At 68.3% G+C, this 21369-nt stretch carries 20 protein-coding genes and 2 pseudogenes; 14 read left to right on the top strand and 8 right to left on the bottom strand.

Going from position 1 to position 21369, the window contains the following annotated elements:
• Nucleotides 1-10: 10 nt before the first annotated feature.
• Nucleotides 11-379: an MDR/zinc-dependent alcohol dehydrogenase-like family protein gene (locus AQI95_RS50170; protein ID WP_067127395.1), complete on the top strand. Its 369-nt coding sequence runs from the start codon at nt 11-13 to the stop codon at nt 377-379.
• Between the two features lie 1556 nt (nt 380-1935).
• Here the strand turns inward: AQI95_RS50170 and AQI95_RS24195 are convergent.
• Nucleotides 1936-2682, bottom strand: coding sequence for an SDR family NAD(P)-dependent oxidoreductase (locus tag AQI95_RS24195; RefSeq protein ID WP_067127389.1), 747 nt, complete (start codon nt 2680-2682; stop codon nt 1936-1938).
• A 228-nt stretch (nt 2683-2910) separates the two neighbouring features.
• Nucleotides 2911-3657: an SDR family NAD(P)-dependent oxidoreductase gene (locus AQI95_RS24190; protein WP_067127386.1), complete on the bottom strand. Its 747-nt coding sequence runs from the start codon at nt 3655-3657 to the stop codon at nt 2911-2913.
• A 134-nt stretch (nt 3658-3791) separates the two neighbouring features.
• Between AQI95_RS24190 and AQI95_RS24185 the strand changes: the two genes are divergently transcribed.
• Complete coding sequence (locus AQI95_RS24185; RefSeq protein ID WP_067127383.1) at nt 3792-4385, top strand: TetR/AcrR family transcriptional regulator; 594 nt, start codon at nt 3792-3794, stop codon at nt 4383-4385.
• A 93-nt stretch (nt 4386-4478) separates the two neighbouring features.
• A pseudogene (locus AQI95_RS45140) lies at nt 4479-5026 on the top strand (transposase); the annotation flags it as partial.
• Nucleotides 5027-5217: 191 nt separating this feature from the next.
• On the opposite strand, the gene AQI95_RS47405 reads toward AQI95_RS45140, so the two are convergent.
• Nucleotides 5218-5628 carry a hypothetical protein gene (locus AQI95_RS47405; protein ID WP_067127380.1) on the bottom strand — a complete coding sequence of 137 codons (411 nt, stop codon included), beginning with the start codon at nt 5626-5628 and terminating at the stop codon, nt 5218-5220.
• Nucleotides 5629-5762: 134 nt separating this feature from the next.
• Here AQI95_RS47405 and AQI95_RS24175 point away from each other — a divergent pair, with 134 nt between their 5' ends.
• The gene (locus AQI95_RS24175; RefSeq protein ID WP_067127377.1) at nt 5763-6491 is read left to right on the top strand and encodes an SDR family NAD(P)-dependent oxidoreductase; all 729 of its coding nucleotides are present in this window, start codon (nt 5763-5765) and stop codon (nt 6489-6491) included.
• A gap of 214 nt (nt 6492-6705) precedes the next feature.
• Entirely contained in the window at nt 6706-7143 is a 438-nt protein-coding gene (locus AQI95_RS24170; RefSeq protein WP_159056562.1) for a tautomerase family protein, read from the top strand.
• Nucleotides 7144-7205: 62 nt separating this feature from the next.
• Here the strand turns inward: AQI95_RS24170 and AQI95_RS24165 are convergent.
• Nucleotides 7206-7403, bottom strand: a pseudogene (locus AQI95_RS24165) (YibE/F family protein); the annotation flags it as partial.
• Between the two features lie 273 nt (nt 7404-7676).
• On the opposite strand from AQI95_RS24165, the gene AQI95_RS24160 reads away from it, so the two are divergent.
• A complete protein-coding gene (locus tag AQI95_RS24160; protein ID WP_067127368.1) occupies nt 7677-8831 on the top strand; it encodes a Gfo/Idh/MocA family oxidoreductase in 1155 nt (384 codons plus the stop codon).
• A 270-nt stretch (nt 8832-9101) separates the two neighbouring features.
• A complete protein-coding gene (locus AQI95_RS24155) occupies nt 9102-9548 on the top strand; it encodes a nitroreductase family deazaflavin-dependent oxidoreductase (protein ID WP_067127365.1) in 447 nt (148 codons plus the stop codon).
• Between the two features lie 447 nt (nt 9549-9995).
• On the opposite strand, the gene AQI95_RS24150 is transcribed toward AQI95_RS24155, so the two are convergent.
• The gene (locus AQI95_RS24150; RefSeq protein ID WP_244188829.1) at nt 9996-10334 is read right to left on the bottom strand and encodes an ATP-binding protein; all 339 of its coding nucleotides are present in this window, start codon (nt 10332-10334) and stop codon (nt 9996-9998) included.
• Nucleotides 10335-10480: 146 nt separating this feature from the next.
• Here AQI95_RS24150 and AQI95_RS24145 point away from each other — a divergent pair, with 146 nt between their 5' ends.
• The 5 genes from AQI95_RS24145 (at nt 10481) to AQI95_RS24125 (ending at nt 15741) form a co-directional block, all read left to right on the top strand.
• Nucleotides 10481-10963, top strand: a complete 483-nt coding sequence (locus AQI95_RS24145) for a MarR family winged helix-turn-helix transcriptional regulator (protein WP_067127362.1) — start codon at nt 10481-10483, stop codon at nt 10961-10963.
• A gap of 124 nt (nt 10964-11087) precedes the next feature.
• Nucleotides 11088-12326: a cytochrome P450 gene (locus AQI95_RS24140; RefSeq protein ID WP_067127359.1), complete on the top strand. Its 1239-nt coding sequence runs from the start codon at nt 11088-11090 to the stop codon at nt 12324-12326.
• Nucleotides 12327-12388: 62 nt separating this feature from the next.
• On the top strand, nt 12389-12598 hold the full coding sequence (locus AQI95_RS24135) for a ferredoxin (protein WP_067127356.1): 210 nt from the start codon (nt 12389-12391) through the stop codon (nt 12596-12598).
• Nucleotides 12595-13800, top strand: coding sequence for an NAD(P)/FAD-dependent oxidoreductase (locus AQI95_RS24130; protein ID WP_067127352.1), 1206 nt, complete (start codon nt 12595-12597; stop codon nt 13798-13800). Before AQI95_RS24135 ends, AQI95_RS24130 begins: the two co-directional genes overlap by 4 nt.
• A 111-nt stretch (nt 13801-13911) precedes the next feature.
• Nucleotides 13912-15741 (top strand): MFS transporter, encoded by a 1830-nt coding sequence (locus AQI95_RS24125; protein WP_208614251.1) that lies wholly within the window; start codon nt 13912-13914, stop codon nt 15739-15741.
• A gap of 90 nt (nt 15742-15831) precedes the next feature.
• On the opposite strand, the gene budC is transcribed toward AQI95_RS24125, so the two are convergent.
• Together budC and AQI95_RS24115 are read right to left on the bottom strand one after the other, a co-directional pair.
• Nucleotides 15832-16608: a meso-2,3-butanediol dehydrogenase gene (gene budC / locus AQI95_RS24120; RefSeq protein ID WP_067127349.1), complete on the bottom strand. Its 777-nt coding sequence runs from the start codon at nt 16606-16608 to the stop codon at nt 15832-15834.
• A gap of 105 nt (nt 16609-16713) precedes the next feature.
• Nucleotides 16714-17130: an ester cyclase gene (locus AQI95_RS24115; protein WP_067127346.1), complete on the bottom strand. Its 417-nt coding sequence runs from the start codon at nt 17128-17130 to the stop codon at nt 16714-16716.
• Between the two features lie 587 nt (nt 17131-17717).
• Here AQI95_RS24115 and AQI95_RS49135 point away from each other — a divergent pair.
• Nucleotides 17718-18707 carry a helix-turn-helix domain-containing protein gene (locus AQI95_RS49135; protein WP_244188828.1) on the top strand — a complete coding sequence of 330 codons (990 nt, stop codon included), beginning with the start codon at nt 17718-17720 and terminating at the stop codon, nt 18705-18707.
• A 978-nt stretch (nt 18708-19685) separates the two neighbouring features.
• On the opposite strand, the gene AQI95_RS50390 is transcribed toward AQI95_RS49135, so the two are convergent.
• The gene (locus tag AQI95_RS50390) at nt 19686-20066 is read right to left on the bottom strand and encodes a phage minor capsid protein (protein WP_482255586.1); all 381 of its coding nucleotides are present in this window, start codon (nt 20064-20066) and stop codon (nt 19686-19688) included.
• 883 nt (nt 20067-20949) lie between these two features.
• Here AQI95_RS50390 and AQI95_RS24105 point away from each other — a divergent pair.
• Nucleotides 20950-21360, top strand: a complete 411-nt coding sequence (locus AQI95_RS24105) for a RidA family protein (protein ID WP_067127343.1) — start codon at nt 20950-20952, stop codon at nt 21358-21360.
• The last annotated feature ends 9 nt before the right edge of the window (nt 21361-21369 follow it).

Below are 21369 nucleotides of genomic sequence, written 5' to 3'. Positions count from 1 at the left end.
ACGACGATGCGTGCCGTCCGGTTCGACCGCTACGGCGGCCGGGATCAACCCCGGTGAGGCGGCGATCCGTTCAGGCGCGCTGGCCGAACGCTTCCCCACGACGTTCCCCTCCGGCCAGGGCGGCGACTTCGCGGGCGTGGTGGCCGGTACCGGCGCCGAGGTGCTCGGCTGGACCTGGGGCCGGGCGAGCCACGCCGAGTACGTCGTCGCGCCCGAGACCCAGGTGGCGCCCAGGCCGGCCGCGCTCGGCCGGGAGGCGGCCGGGTCGCTGGCGCCCTGCGCCACGACGGGCAGTACACCGCCCTGCGCCGGACGACCGAATGACTTGAACGGCGAACCGGCGTTGGTGGTAACTGCCCTGCGTGCGGGACACGCATAACCACTCAGGGAACCTGCTGTGAGTCGGGCGCAGCCATGGCTCATGGCCGGGGGACGGTGACGGCCGTCCGATCCCGGCGAGTGTCTGCCGCCCGCCTTCGCCTGTCCGCGGCGGTGGGCTATCGCGAACGGCATTGGTGAGCAGGCTGGTTGGGGTCGGCGTGCAGGTCCGGGGCGGAGGGCTTTGGCAACTACGGCGCACCCTCGAAGGCAATGATCTGGTTCGGCCACATGCGCCGGGACCGGCTCGGCGCCATCGTCGTATCGAGGATCGTGAAGGATCGCCTCGACCCGCAGCCACACCACGTCAACGCGGACCTTCGGCAGGGCGATGCGCATCGCCTCTGGCGTCGGCGGCGTTGCCGGGTGAGCCTCGATCGAGTCACCCATGCAGCCGATGTCCGAGACCCGGTCAACTCGTGCGGACCTCAGTGGTGTTGGCTACTATGTACGTGGTTGGCGAGACTCTTGAAAGGCAAGGTGCATCGGTGCGGATGGCCGACTGGCACGGCGCGGCGGCAGAGTTTCTATAGGGGCGCCTGGCCGGCGCTCTCCTATGGCGACGCCCGTTGGGCGGCGACGTCGTGACTCAGATCCGGCGGCGGGTTGATTCCTGCCCTGGTTCCGTGACGGCGCTCTGACGATGCCTGGGAGGGCCTTCCTTGTCCGCATCCACTTCTACCTGCGACCACCGCGTGTACCACGTGGTCGTTATCGCTTTGATCTCCCTGATTGTTGGGCTTACCACCGGGGTCGGCTTTGCTGCTCTCGGGCAGTCCCCGCTCACCGCTGTTGCCTCCGGCGGGGCCGTCGTGCCGTTCGTCTTCTCTGCTGGCATGACCGCAGTCGCGTACGTGAAGCGGCAGGCACAGTAGGCGACTTCGTGGGGTGGCTCCTTCAGGCCACCCCACGCGTGTCACTCACCGAGCCCCAAGCCGTGGAGAAGCCGCACCGGTCGTGAATGAAGATGTCGGCCTCTGCACTGCGTAGCGATCGCGTTGTCGGTGCCGGGCCGGCGGAGCGTGTCCCTATAGGGGCCCGCCGATCAGTTGTGGCGTCCTCACGATTCTGACCGCCCGACGCGGCCCGGTACCGGCAACGCGACGCGCCATCGGACCGGAAGGAACGGGCATGTCCAGATCGACCATGCCCAGTACGCCGCCTGTCCCGCAGACCCGGGTGGTACAGCGGCAGCACGCGACTGACCAGCGTGAACAGCGCCCTTCGCGGCTTTGGCGCGATCGATGGCCCGGGAATGGTCCGGATCTTGACCGATGGGGTCCCTCGGGCTGGGTGGCCGCCCGGCGCCACGCAGCCGTCGGAGCCGTAAAGAGAGAGGGGCGCCACCTGCTGCACCCCTCGTTGAGCGTCGCGGGCCCGTCTTGCAGCACGTAGCGCCGACGTCCGAGGGCGAAGGTCGATTGCAGCCGTCCGGCCTCGGCGAGGACAAGCAGGTCGTTCCCGGCTTCCTGGGAGCGGATGCGGATGGCGCCCTGAAGAACTGTTCCACTCATGCCCGGTCGACCGGGCGCGGAGTAGACCCCGCGCCTGAACAGGTCAGTTGGCGGTGTGACCGCCGTCGACGTTGAGGACGTGGCCGGTGATGTATGAAGCTTCGTCCGATGCGATGAAGACGATTGCGTCGGCAAGCTCCTCCGGGAGGCCGAGGCGGCCCAGCGGAACTTCCGACGCCAACGCCGCCTTGTTCTCCGGCGCGCCCGTGAAGCGGGTGAGCATGCCGGTGTCCGTGGGGCCAGGGGCTACCGCGTTCACGCGGATTCCCGACGTGGCGACCTCCAGCGCCACCGACTTGGTGATGCCTTCGACGGCGTGCTTGCTGCCGACGTAGACGGAGGCCCCAGGCGCGCCCTCGTGCCCGTAGGTCGAGGAGATGTTGACGATGCTGCCGCTGCCCTGTCCCTGCATGACGCGCACTTGGTGCTTCATGCTCAGGATGACGCCGAGGACGTTCGTGTCGAACGTTGCGGCGTAGGTGTCCGCGGTCTGGTCCGTGATCGGGCCGGGCCGGCCTTCGGTGCCTGCGTTGTTCACCGCGACATCCAGTCGGCCGAACCGTGCGACGGTCTTGTCGACCAGTGCGCGGACGTCGTCTTCCTTGCGGACGTCGGCGTTGATGAACTCGGCCTCCGAACCGAATGAGCGCAGTTCCTCGGCGAGCGCGTTGCCGGCCTTGTCACGGCGACCGGCAACGACAACGTTCGCGCCCTTCTTGGCGAAGGCGACGGCGGAGGCGCGGCCTATGCCGCTGAGTGCTCCGGTGATCAGAATAACGGGCTTGTTCATTTCAATTCCTGTGGGTGCGTGCCGGGCGGCCTGGTCGCGGACGCGTTCGCTCCCGGACTCTGGGTCGTGCTTCTCGGTTGTATTTCGTGTCTCATCCGGCGGTGAGGTCGAATGCGTTGCCTTCGGGGTCGGCGAACGTCGTCCAGCGGGCGGACCCCTGGGTGGCGTCGACGTTCAGGCCGTACACGGTGTTGCTCATGAACGGTGTCCTCTTGAGAACCGGCGGGTTCAGATGGCGGTGCGGCCGCCGTCGACGGCGATGGTCGCGCCGGTGATGTAGCCGGCCTTCGGCGAGACGAGGAAGGCGACGGCTTCTGCGATCTCTGCGGGCTCGGCCGCGCGCTTCATCGCGGTGGTCCGGGCAAGCGCGTCGAACAGGTCGCGGGCTTCGGGGCGGGTGTGGACCGGGCCGGGGGCGACGGTGTTGAAGCGGACGCCGCGGCCGCTGTACTCGGCCGTCCAGCCTCGTGTCAGTGACGCCAGTGCAGCCTTGGTCGCGCCGTAGGCGGCGCCACCGGCCAGGCCGAGGCTGCCGGCCATGCTGCCGATGTTGATCACGCTCCCCGATCCCTTCGCCGCCATCGCCGGGGCGAACGCGGCCACGAGGAAGAAGGGCGCGCGGACGTTGCCGGCGAACATCGCGTCGTAGTCGGAGGCCTTCATCTCCTCGGTCGGTGCCCAGACGGCGTGCCCGGCATTGTTGACCAGCACGTCGACCTCCCCGACCTCGGCGGCGAGCCGGTCGATGCCGGCCGGGTCCTCGAGGTCCGCCGCGACGAACCGGGCGTGGCCGCCGGCCGCGGTGATCTCGTTGACGGTGTCGGCGCCGCGTCGGACGTTGCGGCCGGTCACGATGACGGACATTCCGTCCGCGGCGAGCCGCTTGGCGACCGCCTGGCCGATGCCGGACGTGGCCCCGGTGACCAGGGCGGTAATGGGATGCAGGTCGAGGTTGTCCGCACGCTCTACAGACATGGGATGCACCTTTCCGAGATGCCATCCAGACGGGTCTGTCTGGCAATTTCTAACCTAGACAGACCTGTCTGGATGCGTCAACGGTTGCGGGCGATCAATTGAAGACAGACAGACCTGTCTGGTAATGTTTGCCCATGTCTGAGAAGGTGCTCTCACCACGGGAACGCAGCGCGGCAGCGCGTGCGCGGCTGCTGGCCGCCGCCGACGAGTTGTTCTACGCCGAGGGCGTGCAATCGGTCGGAATCGACCGGGTCATCGAGCAGGCCGGAGTCGCCAAGGCGACGCTGTACAGCGCTTTCGGCAGCAAGAACGGCCTGGTCCGGGCCTATCTCCAGGCGCGGCACGCAGCGACCGTCGAGCGCATGACGCGCGAGCTCGAAGCGCGTTACGACACCCCGAAAGAGCGCCTGGTCGGTGCGTTCGAGGTGCAGGGACTGTCTTTCACCGAGCCGGGCTTCCGCGGCTGCGCCTTCATCGGTGCGAGTGTCGACGCCCCACCCGGCGGTGTCGTAGAACAAGCTGCGCAGGACTACCGCACCTGGCTGCACGAGCTGTTCTTCGGCCTCGCCCAGCAGGCCGGCGCCAAGGACGCGAAGTCGCTCGCCCACCAACTGGTCATCCTCTACGACGGCGCCGGCATCAGCGCCTGGCTGGACCGCGACCCCAGCGCCGAGACAGCGGCTCGCACCGTAGCAGCCGCCGTGGTCGACGCTGCCATCCCGGACTGAACCAGCCCACCTCGAACGCGATCGCTGACCCTCGATCAAGGCGACAGGCGGCGCAGGCAATGCGGAGGCAATGCGGAGGCAATTCCGAGCAGCAAGCTCCCGCTGCATCAGCGTGCCCTGGCTGGACTGGTCTACCTGCGCAGGCACGACACCCTTGCGCAGCTCGTGGCCGGCTTCGGCATCGCCGTCGGCACGGCACACGCCTGCACCACGACAGTCATCGACCTGCTCGCCGACCGCGTGCCTGGCCCGCTGCGCGTCCTGTGCGGAGCTGCCCCCGACTACGTCCTGCTCGACGGCACCCTCGCGGCGTGCGACCGGGGCGGTGACGGCCGGGCCGACTACTCGGCTGCACTGCCCGGCCGTGCCCATGACCTGACCGCCGTCCGCACCCACCGGATCATCCGGGTCTGCGAACGCCGGCGCATCCCGGTCCTCGGCGACCGCGCCCAGCTGGGCGCCGGCGCATGGGTGACGAGACCGATCAGACCCTCACCCGGCCGCGACCTCTCGCCGGCACGGCGAACGGTCAGCCGCGCGCCCTCCACGGCGCGGGCCCCGGTGGGGCGGGGCGTGGCCCGTCTGAAGTCCTGGCGATCTTCCGCAAAGCCCGGTGCAGCCCGAATCGAATGTCGGTGGTTGGTCACGTGCCGGCCCGGGCTTGCGGGCCCACGGGGCGTGATCATGTCCGTGCAGAGAGGGCCGTGGATGGTATCCACGCGGAGGCTGTCGCGGCTGAACCGCACACCGGTTCTGTTGCGCAGTCCTGGCCCCGCTCTGACCCGGATGCGGTGGAGTGGGGAAGCGCAGCTGTGCCGGCTCGGACACGGCCCTACGCGGCACCGGTGCGGCTGTGCACGTCGGTGCGCGCGCTGTCGAGGATTTCGTCGGCAAGGGCGGGGTCGGCGTCGGCGCGTGACAGAAGCAGTGCCCCGGCCATCTCGCTGAACAGTGCGATGGCCCGCGCTCGCCGCTCGCCTTCCTGGAGTCCGGGTGCTTGGGCGATCTGTGCGAAGCGGTCGAGGTTCGCAGCCAGGCCCTGCGCGTAGCGTGCGTGGCCGGCCGGGTCCAGTCGGCGGACGTCGCCTGCGAAGCCCGTGTTCGGGCAGCCGTGCTCGATGTCGGCGCGGTGTTCCGGCGACAGATACCAGTCGATTTGTTCTGCGAGCGGGTCGCTGCCGCGAGCCTGGTATGCCGGGGGATCTCGGAATGGTGATTCGATTCGCCATTCGCCATTCGCCATTCGACATTCGCCATTCGCCGTTCGGCGCGGCTGCAGCGGCTCCAGCTGGAACCCCCCGAAACTGAGATGCGCGGCGTCCGGGATGAACCGCGCCCTCCGGTCAACGGCATGTACCACTATCGGGAGTAGTGATTATGGGCAAATTGCAGGGAAAGGTAGCGGTCATCACCGGCGGCACCGAGGGGATCGGGCTGGCCACAGCAAAGCTCTTCGCCGAAGAGGGCGCCCATGTCTTCATCACCGGACGCCGCCAGAAACAACTGGATGACGCAGTGAAGGAGATCGGAGGCGCCGTGTCCGGCGTTCAGGGCGACGTCGCCGAACTGGCTGACCTGGATCGCCTCTACGAGACCGTCAAGGCGAAGGGGCGAATCGATATCCTTTTCGCCAACGCCGGTCTAGGTGAGTTCGCTTCGCTGGAAGAGGCCACGGAAGCGCATTTCGACAAGATTTTCAACGTCAACGTGAAGGGGGCGTTCTTCACGGTACAAAAGGCCCTACCGCTATTGAACGAGGGCGCGTCTATCATTCTCACGGGTTCCGTTGCGAGCGTCAAGGGGACCGCGGCGTTCTCGGTCTACGGCGCAAGCAAGGCCGCCATCCGGAATTTCGTTCGGGGGTGGACCGTGGAACTGAAGGATCGCCGTATCCGCTCCAATGTCCTCAGCCCTGGCCCGATCGAAACGCCACTTGTTGCGATGCAACCTCAAGACGCCATCGCGAAGATTGCGTCCACTATTCCGATGGGCCGCATGGGGCAGCCCGACGAAGTTGCCAAGGCGGCGCTTTTTCTGGCGTCAGATGACTCCAGCTTCGTCACGGGAATCGAACTGTTCATTGATGGTGGCAGAGCGCAAATCTGATACCGCAACGGCGGCGCCGTGCCGACCGTCCGCACGTGGCCAAGCTGTCGAGCATCGCCACCAGCCACGACTCGGCCTAGGGACTACTTGGCCGCGAGCCGCGGACCGTCGAGGAGTTCCTCACCGAGAATGCCACCCAATTCACAAAGTAGCGTCCGGCGCTGGCATGACCAGGTCCAGCTCAAGGTGCTGCACGACGTTTAAGGAGGCTGTCATGCCCTTTATCAACATGACCGTGCGAGAAGGCGCACTCACCACCGAGCAGCGCCACGAGACCATGGCCCGCCTGACAGACGCGCTCATGTTCTGGGAAAAGGTGCCCGAGACGCCCGCGGCTCGCAAGATCATGAAGGGCTGGGTCTACGAGGTCGCTGCCGACGCCGACTATATCGGCGGCAGCCCGGATCACGAGAAGCCGTTCTACTTCATCGAGGTGCGCATCCTGAGCGGACGCCTCGACGTCCTGGGCAAGCAGGGCATCATCCGCGACTTCACCGAGATCATCATGCGGCTCGAGAACAGCGAGCGCACCCCCGAGAACCTTCGTCGAGTCTGGGTGACGATCAACGAACTCGACCGCGACGACTGGGGCATCGGCGGCCACACCGACTGGCTACGCGACTACACCAGCGCTCTGGAAGAGCTCGGCTGAATCGGCGCATTGGGACGGAACAGTTCCGGTCCCGTGCTGCGGCGGCGGGAAAGCTCCGCACACCGCCCAGTCTCCTCGGCGACCAGTGCGCTGTCGGCGACTGTTCCCACGCCGCTCTGCGCGATGGAGAAGAGCAGGAGCAGTGGCAGCGCGGCGCGGGCGTAGGCGAGGACGAGGGTGTCGACCACGGAGGCGATGTGGTCGCGGCCGATGCGGATGCCCGCCCGGTACAGCCCGCGCCAGCCCATCGCCGGGTTGGCGTAGGGATGCCCCTGTCGGATGACAACGGCCTTGTGCCGTCCGCAGTTCGGCGTGGTGTAGCGCCGGTCACGGTTCGGGCGCCCTCAGCCGGTTCGGCGGCGACGACGAACCGCAGGGCAGGGTGTGGGGAAGCGAACTCGCCGAGTTGAGGTGCCGTTGACGAGCGGCGAACCGATCGACATGTAACCGAACGTGATGCCTGGACCGTGTCCTCCATGGCCATGAGCCGTTGTGAGGTGAGAGAGCAGGCGGTCGCGAACGCTGGGGTGCACATGACGTCCACTTCCCCTCATCGGGAGCTGATTCGTGTCGGTGTCGTGGGGCTGAGCGCGAGCGGCGGGTGGGCGGCCACCGCCCACGTGCCGGCGCTGGCCGGGCTCGACGGATACGAGTTGCGGGCGCTGAGCGCCAGTAGCGCCGAGTCGGCGCGTGCGGCCGGCGAGAAGTATGCGGTGCCGCTGGCCTTCGCCAGTGCAGAGGAGCTGGCCCGCAGTGAGGAAGTCGACCTCGTGGTGGTGACGGTGAAGGTTCCGCACCACCTGGAGCTCATCCGACCCGCGCTGGAAGCGGGCAAGATGGTGTTCAGCGAGTGGCCGCTCGGTGCCGACCTCGCGCAGGCCGAAGAACTGGCCGACCTCGCGCATCGCAGGGGTGTGCTCACGGCTGTCGGTCTGCAGGCCCGGTCGGCTCCGCCGCTTCGGTATCTGCGGGACCTGGTCGCCGACGGCTATGTGGGGCGGGTGCTGTCGACCAGCATGCTCGGGTCGGGCTGGATCGGGGGCGCTACGTACGACGACACCTATGCGTACATTCTGGACGTCACGAGCGGCGCCACACTGCTGTCGATCCCCTTCGGCCACTCGGTCGACGCGCTGACCATGGTGCTCGGGGAGTTCCGCGAGCTGTCGGCTCTCATCGAGAACCTGCGCCCGGAGGTCGTCCACGTCACGAGCGGGGCGGTCGCTGCCAAGAGCGCAGAGGACCAGATCGCCGTCACTGGTGTGCTGGAGTCGGGGGCCGTGGCCGCGGTGCACTTTCGCGGTGGGACCTCCCGCGCCACCGCGTTTCATTGGGAGATCAACGGCACGGAGGGCGATCTCGTCGTCAAGGCCGACCAGGCTCTGTGGTTCCAGGGGCGGCTGCGGCTGTACGGCGCCCGGGTAGAAGAAGGCGCGCTGACCGAGCTTCCGGTTCCCGTCCGCTATCAGCGCTCGCTGACGCAGTGGACCGAGCGATCCGCCGAGCCCGCCTGCAACGTCGCCCACGAGTACGCGCTTCTGCGCGACCAGATCACCGGGTGCCTTGCGCCGGACGAGGAAGGCGTTCCCGACTTCCGGCACGCCGTCCGGCGACACCGCATGCTGGAGCGGATCCGGGAAGCGGCACGCACCGGACGGAAGGTGACACTCACAGAGCAAGGCGTGTAGCCCCGCAGAGAATCCGGTCATGAGCTCGACTGTTTCGCCCTCGGCCAGGAGGCGGTAGGCCGCGGCGACCAAGGGGCGCCTGCCCTGGTTCTTGCCCGAGGTGACGACGAGCTCCAGTGGGTTCTCGGGGCGCTGGCCTCAGGCGACCGGCCCGGCCCGACCGAGGGCAGGACGTTCACCTGGAAGGCCACCCAATATCCGGAATGTCTGATGGCTGCAGCGGCGTTGGTGCCGGTGTGAGGACCTTCCTGCGACGAGAGGACGGGTGCCATGCCTCTTGAGGGCGAGTACGGACCCAGCACGACGCAGTGGGTGCGCGAGCAAGTGGAGGAGTACGAGAGCTCCGGCGGGACAAAGGGGACGACACTGTGGGACACGGGGTGGCCCGTGGTGGTGATGAGCACCCGGGGCGCCAAGACCGGCAAGATCCGCAAAGTGCCGGTGATGCGCGTCGAGCACGAGGGGCGTTATGCGGTGGTCGGCTCGCTGGGCGGATCCCCCAGGCATCCGCTGTGGTACTTCAACGTCAAGGCGGATCCGCATGTCGAACTCCAGGACGGCTCCGTACAGCAGGACATGACGGCCCATGAGGCCACCGGCGAGGAAAGGGCCGAGTGGTGGCGGCGCGCGGTCGCTGTCTTTCCCAGATACGCCGAGATGCAGAAGAAGACCTCGCGGCAGTTCCCGGTGTTCGTCCTGGAACCTGTCGTCGGGTAGTGAGCGCAGGGTGTCTCGGGGCCGGTGGCGGGCATCCGGCGATGACCAACGTGGATAGCGTCGACACCTCGACGGCAGTTCAAGGCGTTACCTCTCAGCGGGGGTCGCAGGTCGGAAGGCGGTCCCCTCGTTTCTTCGGCTACCGAGCGCCCCTCAAGGCGGCTTGGTGGCGTCCATGGAGATGCCGCCGACCGCGTGTGCAGGAGAGTTTCGAGCCGGCTCGCCGACGCCTGCCGGGTGGTTGAGGCGAGGGCGTACCCGATGCTCACTCGCCGCTCCGTACGGGACGCGGGGACGATCGCGCGCGCCGGTCCCTGTCGCACGGTCGAGTCAGGGCACGCTGGTGACGTCGGCCCAGTGGACGGCGCGTCCGGGTTCCGCACGGTCGCCGTGCGCGGCGGTGAGCTGATCGACGATCTCCAGCCCGCGGCCGTGCTCGTCGGGGGTTCAGCTGCCTGCCCAGTCGCCGTCCGCAGCGGCCGGGCCTCCGTCGGACACCTCGACGTGCACTCGCTGGGTGCCCGGGTCGAGGCTCAGTCCGAAGTTCAGTGGGGGCCGGGCATGCTCCACGGCGTTGGTGACCAGTTCGGAGACGGTCAGAAGGACCGAGTCGGCCGCGCCCTCGGTGACGCTCCACTGGGTCAGCAGCTCTGTGGCGATCTTGCGGGCTTCTCCGGCGGCTTCCGGGCGATGCGTCAGGGTCCATGTGCCGACGGATGCGGACGGACTGCGAGCAGGGTCCTGCCGTGGGGTTGCCCCTGGGGCGTAGGCGCAGGTCGCGATCATCACCTTCCTCCGGCGCCGACGTGGCGCCTGGGCTGTGACCAGAACCCTCAAAGGGCTACGAGTCATGTATATCACTCACCTATATAGTTTAGCTATATAGGTGGAGAATATAGACAAGCTATATAGAAGGTGGTATGGGTGGAGGTATGGATGAGACACCCGAAGAGGGTCTCCAGGAGGTGGCGGCGGCGTTGAACGAGCTGGCCACCGGGATGGTCAGGCACCTTCTGTCGGAGCGGCAGAGCATGAGTCTGACCACCGCCGCGACGCTCAGCCGGCTGGAGCGGGAAGGCCCGATCCGGCTGACCGTGCTGGCGGCGGCGGAGGGCATCGCCCAACCGTCGATGACCGCTCTGGTGCAGCGGCTGGAAGACCAGGGTCTGGCCACTCGAGTGGGCCATCCCGGGGACGGGCGGGTCCGCCTGGTTGCCATCACGGAAGCCGGGCGAGAGGTGATGGCCGAGCGCCGGCGCGCGCAGTGTGCCCGGGTGGCCGACATGCTGGCCGCGTTGCCCGAGCAGGACGTGCGGGTGTTGGGCGAGGCCATGCGCACGGCCCTGCCCGTCGTGCGCCGGATGGTGCAAGCCGCCTCGCGACCAAGTGTTTCCGGCGGCGAATCGCCCTCCTGAGCCTCCTGGCCGCGCTCTTCGGTGTCTCCTCCCGCAGACGGGATCTGCTCCGTCGCGCCCCGCGCGCGCCGGGGCCCGGTCCCGGCACTGCCCCCATATCCGACTTCGGAAAGGGCGGAGAACCATGAACACCTTCTCGGCATCCGGCACCGATGTGCCGTCGGCGCAGGTACCGGACTACCCCATGGCCCGCGCTGCCCGCTGCCCCTTCGATCCGCCGCCGGACCTGCACATTCTGCAGGACCAGGCTCCGATCAGCCGGGTGCGGCTGTGGGACGGCAGCACCCCGTGGCTGGTCACCCGCTACGACGACGTACGGGCTCTGCTGGCCGATCCGCGGATCAGCTCGGAGAGCGACCGCCCGCACTACCCCCATCTGAGCCCGGCCCAAAAGGAGCGCCGGAGGCAGTCGCGGACCTTCATCAACATGGATGATCCGGAGCACGCCCGGCTTCGCCGAATGGTGACCGCGTCCTTCTCCATCAGGCAGGTGGAGGCGCTGCGGCCAGCGATTGAGCAGATCGTCGACGGCCTGATCGACACCATGCTCGCCGGGCCCAGGCCGGTGGACCTGGTCGAGGCGTTCGCGTTGCCGGTGCCGTCGCTGGTGATCTGCGAGCTGCTCGGCGTCCCGTATGCCGACCACGACTTCTTCCAGGCCAACAGCAGGATCCTGGTCAGGAGAACCAGCACCGTGGAGCAGGCTCGGGTGGCCACACAGCAGCTGCTCGACTACCTGGACCGGCAGATCGGCGTCAAACTCGCCCACCCGGCCGACGACGTGCTCTCCACGCTGGCCGCGCGGGTCAGGGCCGGTGAACTCTCCCGGCATCAAGCGGCCAGCATGGGGATGCTGCTGCTGACCGCCGGGCACGAGACCACCGCCAACATGATCGCGCTGGGCACCCTGGCCCTGCTGCAGAACCCGGACCAGCTGGACCGGTTGCGCGGGAGCGCCGATCCGAAGGTGGTCGCCTCGGCGGTCGAGGAACTCCTGCGCCACCTCACCATCGTGCACAGCGGTCGGCGCCGGGTGGCCCGGGAGGACATCGAGGTCGGCGGCGTGACCATCCGCGCCGGCGAAGGTGTCGTCCTCGCCAACGACGTCGCCAACCGCGATCCCGAGGCCTTCCCCGACCCCGACGAGCTGGACGTCGACCGCAACCCCCGCCACCACGTGGCCTTCGGCTTCGGCGTCCACCAGTGCCTGGGCCAGCCGCTGGCCCGGGTGGAGCTGCAGGTCGTCTACAGCACCCTCTACCGCCGCATCCCCACGTTGAAGCTCGCCGTGGATCTCGACGAGATCCCGTTCAAGCACGACGGGAACGTCTACGGCGTCTACGAACTGCCCGTCACCTGGTGACCGGCGCACTGCCCGTCACCTGGTGAGCGCGGCCAAGTGCCGCCCCCTGAAAGGAGAATCCGATGAAGGTGATCGTCGACCAGAACAAGTGTGTGGCCTCCGGCCAGTGCGTGCTGAGCGCACCGGAGGTGTTCGACCAGCGCGAGGAGGACGGCATCGTCGTCCTGCGCGCCGAGAACCCGCCTGAGGGCCTCGCGGACGACGTCCGGCAGGCCGTCATCCTCTGCCCGGCCCAGGCGATCTGGCTGGAGGAACAGGAGGGCGAACAGTGAACCGGATCGTCGTCGTGGGAGCCTCGGCCGCCGGCCTGACCACGGCCGAGACCCTCCGTCGGCGAGGCTGGGACGGCACCCTCACGCTGATCGGTGAGGAGTCCCGTCCGCCGTACGACCGGCCGCCGCTGTCCAAGCAGATCCTGACCGGCGCCTGGGAGCCCGAACGCGCCACCCTGCGCTCCCGACAGGATCTCGCCCGGCTGGAGGCCGACCTGCGGCTCGGACAGTACGTCGCCGCCCTCGACGTCCCCGGCCACCGGGTACGCCTGGCAGGCGGCGAGAACATCGGCTTCGACGCGCTGGTCATCGCCACCGGTGTGGCTCCCCGGCGCCTGCCCGACAGCGATCTGGCCGCAGTCCACGTCCTGCGCACGCTCGACGACGCGATCGCCCTGCGCGCCGCGCTGCGATCCGGGCCCCGGGTGGTCGTCGTAGGAGCCGGATTCCTCGGCACCGAAGTCGCCGCGGCCGCACGGACCATGGGCCTGGAGGTGACCATGGTCGAGCCGGAGCCGGTCCCGGTGCGGCGCCCGTTCGGGGACCGGATCGGTGCGCTCGTCGCCGAGTTGCACCGGAGCCACGGAACCCGCCTGCGCTGCGGAGTGCCGGTGCGCAGGCTGCGTGGCGCAGGCGGCCGGGTGACCGGAGTGGATCTCGGCGACGGCACCACGCTGCCGGCCGACGTCGTCGTCCTCGCCCTCGGCGCCGCGCCCGCCACCGGCTGGCTGGAAGGTTCGGGCCTGCCGTTGGGAGACGGAGTGGAATGCGACGCGTACTGCCGGGCGGCACCCGGGATCTACGCCGCCGGCGACGTCGCCTCCTGGCCCAACGCCCACTTCGGCACCCGCATGCGGCTGGAGCACAAGATGAACGCCGTCGGACAGGCCATGGCCGCGGCCGGCAACCTGCTGGGCGACGCCACTCCGTTCGCTCCCGTGCCCTACTTCTGGACCGACCAGTACGACACCAGGATCCAGGCGTACGGGATCTTCCCGCCGGACGCGGAGATGCGGATCCTCTACGGCGACCCGTCGAACGGCCCCTTCGCCGCCGCCTACGGGCACCACGGGAGGGTGGTCGGCGTACTGGGCTGGAACGCCCCGCGCCAGGTGCGCACGCTGCGCCGCCTGGTCGTCGACCGCACATCGTGGGCCGCCTTCGCGGCCACACCCGCGCTCAGTCCGGCAACCGTGAACTGACCCGCAGCTCCCACAGGAGGCAAGGAGGGAGGGCAGCCGGTGATCCCCGACCGAACCCCCTGCCCTACGGGCACCGCCCCCGGCGTCCGGCCCCGCGGTCGCCGTGCCTGGATCGGCACCGACCACCCCCGCTACAAATGGGTGGCGCTGACCAACACCACGCTCGGCGTGCTGATCGCGACCATCAACGGCTCGATCGTGCTGATCTCGCTGCCCGGTATCTTCAGCGGCATCCGTCTCGACCCGCTGCGGCCGGGCAACGTCAGCTACCTGCTGTGGATGCTGATGGGCTATCTGCTGGTCACCGCCGTGCTGGTCGTGACCCTCGGCCGGCTCGGCGACATGCGGAGCCGGGTACGCATCTACAACGCGGGATTCGTCATCTTCACCGTCACCTCGGTGATCCTCTCCGCCGATCCGCTGCACGGCTCGGCCGGTGCGCTGTGGCTGATCGGGTGGCGGATCGTGCAGGCCGTCGGCGGTGCGATGCTGATGGCCAACTCGACCGCCATCCTCACCGACGCCTTCCCCGCCCGGCAGCGCGGCATGGCGCTCGGCGTGAACATGGTCGCCGGTATCGCCGGCACGTTCATCGGCCTGGTCCTCGGCGGCGCGCTCGTGGAGTGGAACTGGCGGGCCATCTTCTGGGTCAACGTGCCGATCGGACTGATCGGCACCGTGTGGGCGTACAAGTCGCTGCACGAGACGGGCACGCGCACCCCGGGACGCATCGACTGGTGGGGCAACCTCACCTTCGCCGCCGGCCTGACCGCGCTGCTGGCCTCCATCACCTACGGCATCCAGCCCTACGGCGGACACACCATGGGCTGGACCGACCCCTGGGTGCTCGCCGGCCTCGTCGGCGGCACGCTGACCCTGGCCGTCTTCCGCATCGTGGAGATGAAAGTCGCCGAACCGATGTTCCCGCTGCGGCTGTTCCGCAACGCCGCCTTCACCGGCGGCAACGCGGCCACCCTGCTGAGCGCGATCGCCCGCGGCGGACTGCAGTTCATGCTCATCATCTGGCTGCAGGGCATCTGGCTGCCCCTCCACGGCTACGACTACGCCCGCACCCCGCTGTGGGCCGGCATCTACCTGCTGCCCCTCACCATCGGCTTCCTCGCGGCCGGACCGGTATCCGGAGCACTGTCGGACAGATGGGGCGCCCGGCCGTTCGCCGTCGCCGGATGCATCGTGACGGCCGCCTCCTTCGCCGGGCTACTCCTGCTGCCCACCGACTTCCCCTACGGCTTCTTCGCAGCCCTGGTCCTCCTCAACGGCCTCGGAAACGGGCTGTTCGCCGCCCCGAACACCTCGATCATCATGTCCAGCGTTCCGCCGGACGCCCGCGGCGCAGCGTCCGGCATGCGCGCCACCTTCCAGAACGCCGGCACGGTACTGTCCATGGGCGTCTTCTTCTCCCTGATGGTCGCCGGACTCGCCGGCTCACTGCCGCACACCCTCAGCTCCGGGCTCACCGCCCAGCACGTGCCCGCCCCAGCCGCTCACACCGTCGCCACGCTGCCGCCGGTAGGAGTCCTGTTCGCCGCCTTCCTCGGCTACAACCCCGTCCAGCAGCTCCTCGGCCCAGCCATCCTCGGCCACCTGCCACGGGCCGACGCGGCCAACCTGACCGGGCGCGAGTTCTTCCCCCACCTGATCTCCCGGCCCTTCCACGACGGCTTGGTCGTCGTCTTCGCCCTGGCCATCGCCATGGCCCTCATCGCCGCGGCCACCTCCCTGATCCAAAGCCGCGCCGAGCCCACACCCACAGCAGCCTCTCTCAGCATCACGCCGAGAGCATCCACCGCCGTGGTGGCATCCGCCGGTTCACCGAAGGACAGATGGCTCGGCCGCGCACACTCTTCTTCGCCAGCACCCCGAGCGCAGAACAAGTCCAGGCCACCGGACAGGGCCGAGAGGCGGGAGGAACGCTTCTGATTCCTGCGGCTGCCCGGCCTCGAGCTGGGGGCCGATCTTGCCTGGCGCCTGCGCTGACGACCGCGGCGATCGGCCCCGCACGTCGCGGCGTCATGCGATGTGCGGATTGCCGTTCGAGGCACCGAGGCCACCATCGACGCGGATGTGGGCCCCGTTCACGAAACTCGCGGCCGAACTGGCCAGAAAGGTGATGACGGAAGCCGCCTCGGCAGGATCGCCGAAGCGTTGCATCGGTACACGGTTGAGCGCAGCGGCGACGATCTCGTCGTTCTGCAGGAACCCCGCAGTCATGTCAGTGGAGATCATGCTGGGGTGGACGGCGTTCACCCGCACGCCTTCCGCGCCGTGGTCGAGTGCCATCGCGTTGGTCAGGTTGGTCACCGCGCCTTTGGCGGCGTCGTAGGCGGCCAGGCCCCAGTCACCGCCGAGGCCGGATGCGGATCCGACATTGACGATGCTGCCGCCCACGGCACGCAGATGCGGAAGTGCGGCCCTGGACGCGAAGAAGACTCCGTCGAGATCGGTGGCCATGACCCGTCGCCAGCCGGTCGCGTCGATGACGGACACGGACCCCAGCGGCTCGCACGTCGCAGCGTTGTTGACCAAAGTGTCCAACCGGCCGTGGTCATGGGCCACGGCGTCCACCAGCCTGGTGATCTCCTCCTCGTTCGAGACGTCGCCGACCCGGGCGGTCAGTGTCGAGCCCGTTGGCGCGTCGGACACCACTTTGTCCAGCTTCGCCTGCGTCCGGCCGATGATCACCACCGTGGCGCCTTCGGCGACGAAGCGGTGAGCGGTGGCCGCGCCTATGCCCGATCCACCGCCGGTGACGATGACGACCTTGCCCGTGAACTTTTCCTCAGCCATCGGAGAACTCCAACTCCTCATGCATCAAACGATGTTGTCAGCCGCGCGTCTGAGCGGGCGAAAGGATCGAACAAGCCGGGACGGCCCGGGGCGGGATGTCCTGGGTCAAGTGAGGGCGCCGGTCTGGCGCAACAGGCTCAGCGCGTCGGCGACTGCCCAGTGCTCGGCCAGTTGCCCGTTGCGGTAGCCGACCATGTCCATCACCCTGAATTCGACCGGGTTGCCTGAGGGCGGGACACCGAACCACGCGCCCGTGTGCCGCCCTCGGAAGACCTTGTGGGTGGCCACCAGGTCTCCGTCGCCGACGCAGTGCAGGACCTCGACGCGCAGTTCCGAGAACGCCTCGTGCATGGCCGCCACGGTCTCGCGCACCCCCTCCCGGTCCGCCCTCTGCCCCGGCTCCACCGTGTGATTTCGGAAGTCGGAACGCACGAGCTCGTCGATCAGCTCGAGCCGCCCCTTCTCCTGCACCTGCTCGACGAAGAACCGCATGCGCTCCGCATTCGATGCTTGCTCGTTCATGCCGTACCGCCTCTCTCGGGATGGCCCCGACAGGTCGTGAGGTCGTGAGCCGTGAAGATGCGGCTGGTAGGAGTCCTGACGGTGGGCAGTCGGGTGATCACACGGTTGGCGCACCGCTGGACCGTGGGAATCGAGGACGACCTGGCTCGCGGCGGCGGCTTTGAGGGCGTGTTCGATGTCGGCACGGGTGGCGGCCTCGGTCAGGTGGCCGAGCGCCCCGGGCGTCCGCAGCCCAGGGACGTATCTCCGCATCCCCCGTGCCTTCCCGGGTGATCTGCTGGAGGGGCGGCTCAGTGTGTCCGACGAGCACCACGGTGTACCCGTCGACGGCGAATCGGAGCGCGGTCGCGGCTCCGATGCCGATGCCGATGCCGGTACCGGCGCCCGTGATGACGGCCACCGGGGCGGAATCGTGTTGGCGCACAAGCGTCTCCTCCTGGGTTTGCACCGGGCTCGAACGGGGGTTGTCCCTGCCTTCGAAGCCTAGGAAGATCGGCACAGCACCGGCTTGAACCATGGCGCCATCCGGGCAGAACATCGGCGCCAGGCGGCGTCGGAGCGACGAACGCGGAGGGGGGCGACCGTCGATGAACAGCACGGGAGCGAAAGCCTACGGGGCAGGCGTGGCGTCCTCCGCGGATTCCGCACTCCCGGACACCGCGCCGCGACCGTTCGACGCCTTCCGCAGCGGCTGGGAGACGGAGATCGGCGACGGCTTCCCGCTGCCGACCTTCAGTCCGGCCACGGTCCGTGATTTCCGGGTCAAGAGTCGCGCCGCCAAGGTGGGCGACGTGGCGATCACCGATCTGCACGGCGCCTCGCCGATCCGCACCGAGGGGCCCCTCGACGGCGTCGAGGATCAGGTACGGATGTACGTCGTGCAGCGCGGCGCATGGACGTTGGGTGCCCCGCTCGCCCGCAGCGAACAGACCGTGACGGCCGGGCAGTTCCTGCTCCGCCACATCGGACGGCCCCTGCACTTCGAGACGCCGCCGGACACGACGGCGAAGGTCCTCGTCCTGCCCGCCACCCTGCTCACACCACTGCTCGGTCAGCGGCAGGGCATCAGCGGGCCGTCGGACTGCGCCGAGGTGCGCCTGCTGGTGGCCCACTCGAACATGATCTACGAAACAGTCGCCGGCCTCGGGCCGGCGGGAGTGCATGCGGCCCACAGCACACTCATCGAGCTGGCCAAGGCGGTGGCGAGGCAGCGGGTCGACGACGCGGAACCCCAGCTGGCTCCCGCGCTCGCACAGGCCGCAAAAGACCTCGCGGACAGCCACCTTGCCGACCCCGAACTGTCCGGGACGATGCTGGCCCGTGAACTCAACGTCTCCGTACGCAACCTGCAGCGGGCGTTCGCCGCAACAGGAGAGCCGGTGACCGCCTACATCCGCCGGCGACGGCTGGAAGAGGCCCGGCTCGCCCTCACCGTGCCCTCCGGTCGGCTGAGCGTCTCCGAACTCGCTGCCCACTGGCAGTTCGCGGACAGCAGCCACTTCATCCGCGCGTTCAAGAAGCACTACGGCCGGACGCCCACCGAGTACGCCCGCTCGGCCATGTCGGCGGGGAACTGAGCGGCGAACTGCACCGACGTACGGGTGGCGAGCGCCGGGCAGACACCCTCTTGACGAGCCCCGCCGCCTGCGACCCCACGCGGCGTCGGCGCCGGGTCGACCACGCTTTCGGCCCGGCAGCGGGATCGGTCTCGGTCAGCCGGCGTCCGGTGTGAAGTGGGGCTGCTCGGAGGTGGCATGGGCGTGCATGCGGGTCCGGGGTCCGACTCATGACTTTTCTGACCGAAGTATCGACCATGTCCAGTACGCCGCCTGTCCCGCAACCTCCTGGCCCAGGGTGTGGACGTGATTGACGTGAACTGGATGGACCGAGCGGATCGCCGCCGACGCGGCAAATCGGACCCGCTCGATGCCCAGAACGCGGCGCGCGCCGTACTGAGCGGACGGGCCTGTGCGCGGGCCGAAGCAGGCGACAGGCCGGTGCAGATCGCCAGGATGTACAAACTCACGAAGGCGTCGGCCGTGAAAGCCCGCACGCGGTTCGCCGACGCGAGCAGTCGCGAGGAGGTCGGCGAGGAGTCGGTGCTGCAGGCCACTCGGATCACGTTGGGGGCCACAACCCGGAACGCCTGGACAGTGAGGCGTCCTTCGCCGCGCTGTGCGATGTCAGCCCGGCGCGAAATCGTCCGATGCCTCAATCGCTACGCGGCCCGAGAGGTCTTCCACCTGGTCAGACAGCTACAGCCAGCACCCCGCTCATAGGGGCTTTCGTGACAGATGAGAGGGTCGGGCGGGTGAGCGAGACACCACCGAACACCCTGCAATACCGCTTTGACGGGCCAGAAGACGCCCCGGTCCTGATCCTGGGTCCCTCACTGGGTACCACATGGCACAGGTAGTCTGAACCGTCTTCTGACGTCCATGTGGTCCAGGGTGACGCTGTTTGCGCAGGTGGGAACCTTGTGGTCCCGGTGCGTCGATGGGGTTCGTGATTCCCGTGTGACAGAAAAGCCGATACAGACCCCCCGCTGGCTGTCCTCAGTCGGGGGTTCTGTCGCGTACTGAGTCGGGCTCGGCCGCAGTGGCGTCCCCCTTGATGCCATATGCCATGCCGCGGGCGCCCAGCCCTTGTGCCCAGGACGACACGCTCGCCCTCGGAGCCCATCCCGATGCCTCAGTGGACCGGCCAACTGATCGCGTGGGCCGGGATGAGCCCGGAAGCCTGAACGCGCCGCTTGCCTTCTTCTGCTGCCACTGGCGCACCTTGGCTTCGGCCGCGGGCTTGCCTTCGGGGGTGGTCGAGGCGGCGGCGCGGTTCTTCCACTTCCTGATGTGCCGCTCGATCTCGTGTTGGCGCTGTCCTGCTTCGTACATGCCGTTTTGTGGCGCGCGAGGTCTACGGGTTGCGATAGACGCCATTGGTTCTTGAGTGTGACAGGCGATTGTCTTGTCGCGTCGGGAATCCAACGCCCTGCTGCACGGGGGATAGCAGCGGGGCGTCGAGTTGAGGTGTTTCCCCAGCGAGCTCCATGTTTCTTGGCATCTGCCTTGAGCTCGAACGGGACGCGTAGCCATATGCGGTCACTGTTCCGTCTCGTGAGAACGGCCCGCGAACTTTCACGCAGGGACTTCCACGCCTCGGTGGCCATAGCGCTCACGATTGCGGTGCTTCCGGCAGCCGCCAGAGCGTGTAGGTCGTCGTCCTGCTCTTCGTCCTCTTCGCTCACTGCGCCGATCCACAGGTCGTAGAAGCGGGGTTGCTCCTCTTCAGGAGCCGTCCGGGGGTGCCTGGTGCCCAACACCTCAACTAGTGCGTCAACAACCTGCCATGAGGGGAGGCGCGTGCTGGAGAAGGCGTCGTAGACCGTGCTGCGGGAGATGCCGGCTCCCTTGAGTTCTTGCGTCATGACAGCGAGGGACGGCAACCCTGCGCCCCTGTGTAAGTCGTGAAGTGCAACGTTAAGTTGAGCATGACTGCCGCTCAGTTGCGGCTTCCCTAGGGCCTGTCCGACGGGTCGCGGGACTGCCAAGTTGAAGGGCCGTGCCCGCTTCCGTAAGGCCACGGTCTGCAAAGCACGGCACCCCGGATCTCCGCGTTCGTCATGCCCAGCACGCTAGGGCCTGTCCGGCGGTTCATGCCTGGGACGTGGCGTGCTCGCGTAGGGGGGCTGTCACCCGAGCTGTGCCGAGGCGAGCAGGCAGGCCCTCGGGAATGAATCTCAGGGTCTCGTAGCTGTCGATCAGGTCGGGTGATCACAGCTGCCCGGCTCCGTGTGTGAAGTTTTGAGGGAGTGTCAGCAGTATGTCCGTCACACAGCCTGCCGCCGAGCGCGTGCGCGTCTCCGCGGAACCCGACTGGTACGAGTCGGCCGGTATCTCGCTCGGCGTCCGGGTCGGGAACTTGGTCTTCACCTCAGGGCAGGCGCCGATTGATGCCCAGGGAGCCACGGTCGGCGCGGGGGACTTCGAGAGGCAAGCCCGTCAGGCGCTCGCGAATCTGTCGACGGTCCTGACCAACGCGGGCTCCAGCCTCGCCGAGGTAGTCAAGGCGACCGTGTTCGTCACGGACATCGCACAGCAGGACATCTTCGCGAAGTTGCGCGCAGAACACTTCCCGGACAAGCCGCACCTCGCGGAGTCGTTCGTGGAGGTCTCCTCACTCGCCAACCCTGAGTGGATGATTGAGATTGAGGCCATCGGGCTCGTCCGGTGATGCTGGGTA

The organism is Streptomyces yokosukanensis (assembly GCF_001514035.1).
Taxonomy (GTDB): Bacteria; Actinomycetota; Actinomycetes; order Streptomycetales; family Streptomycetaceae; genus Streptomyces; species Streptomyces yokosukanensis.
The sequence above is the reverse complement of the archived record's forward strand: the minus strand, read 5'-3'. Positions and strand labels throughout refer to the sequence as shown.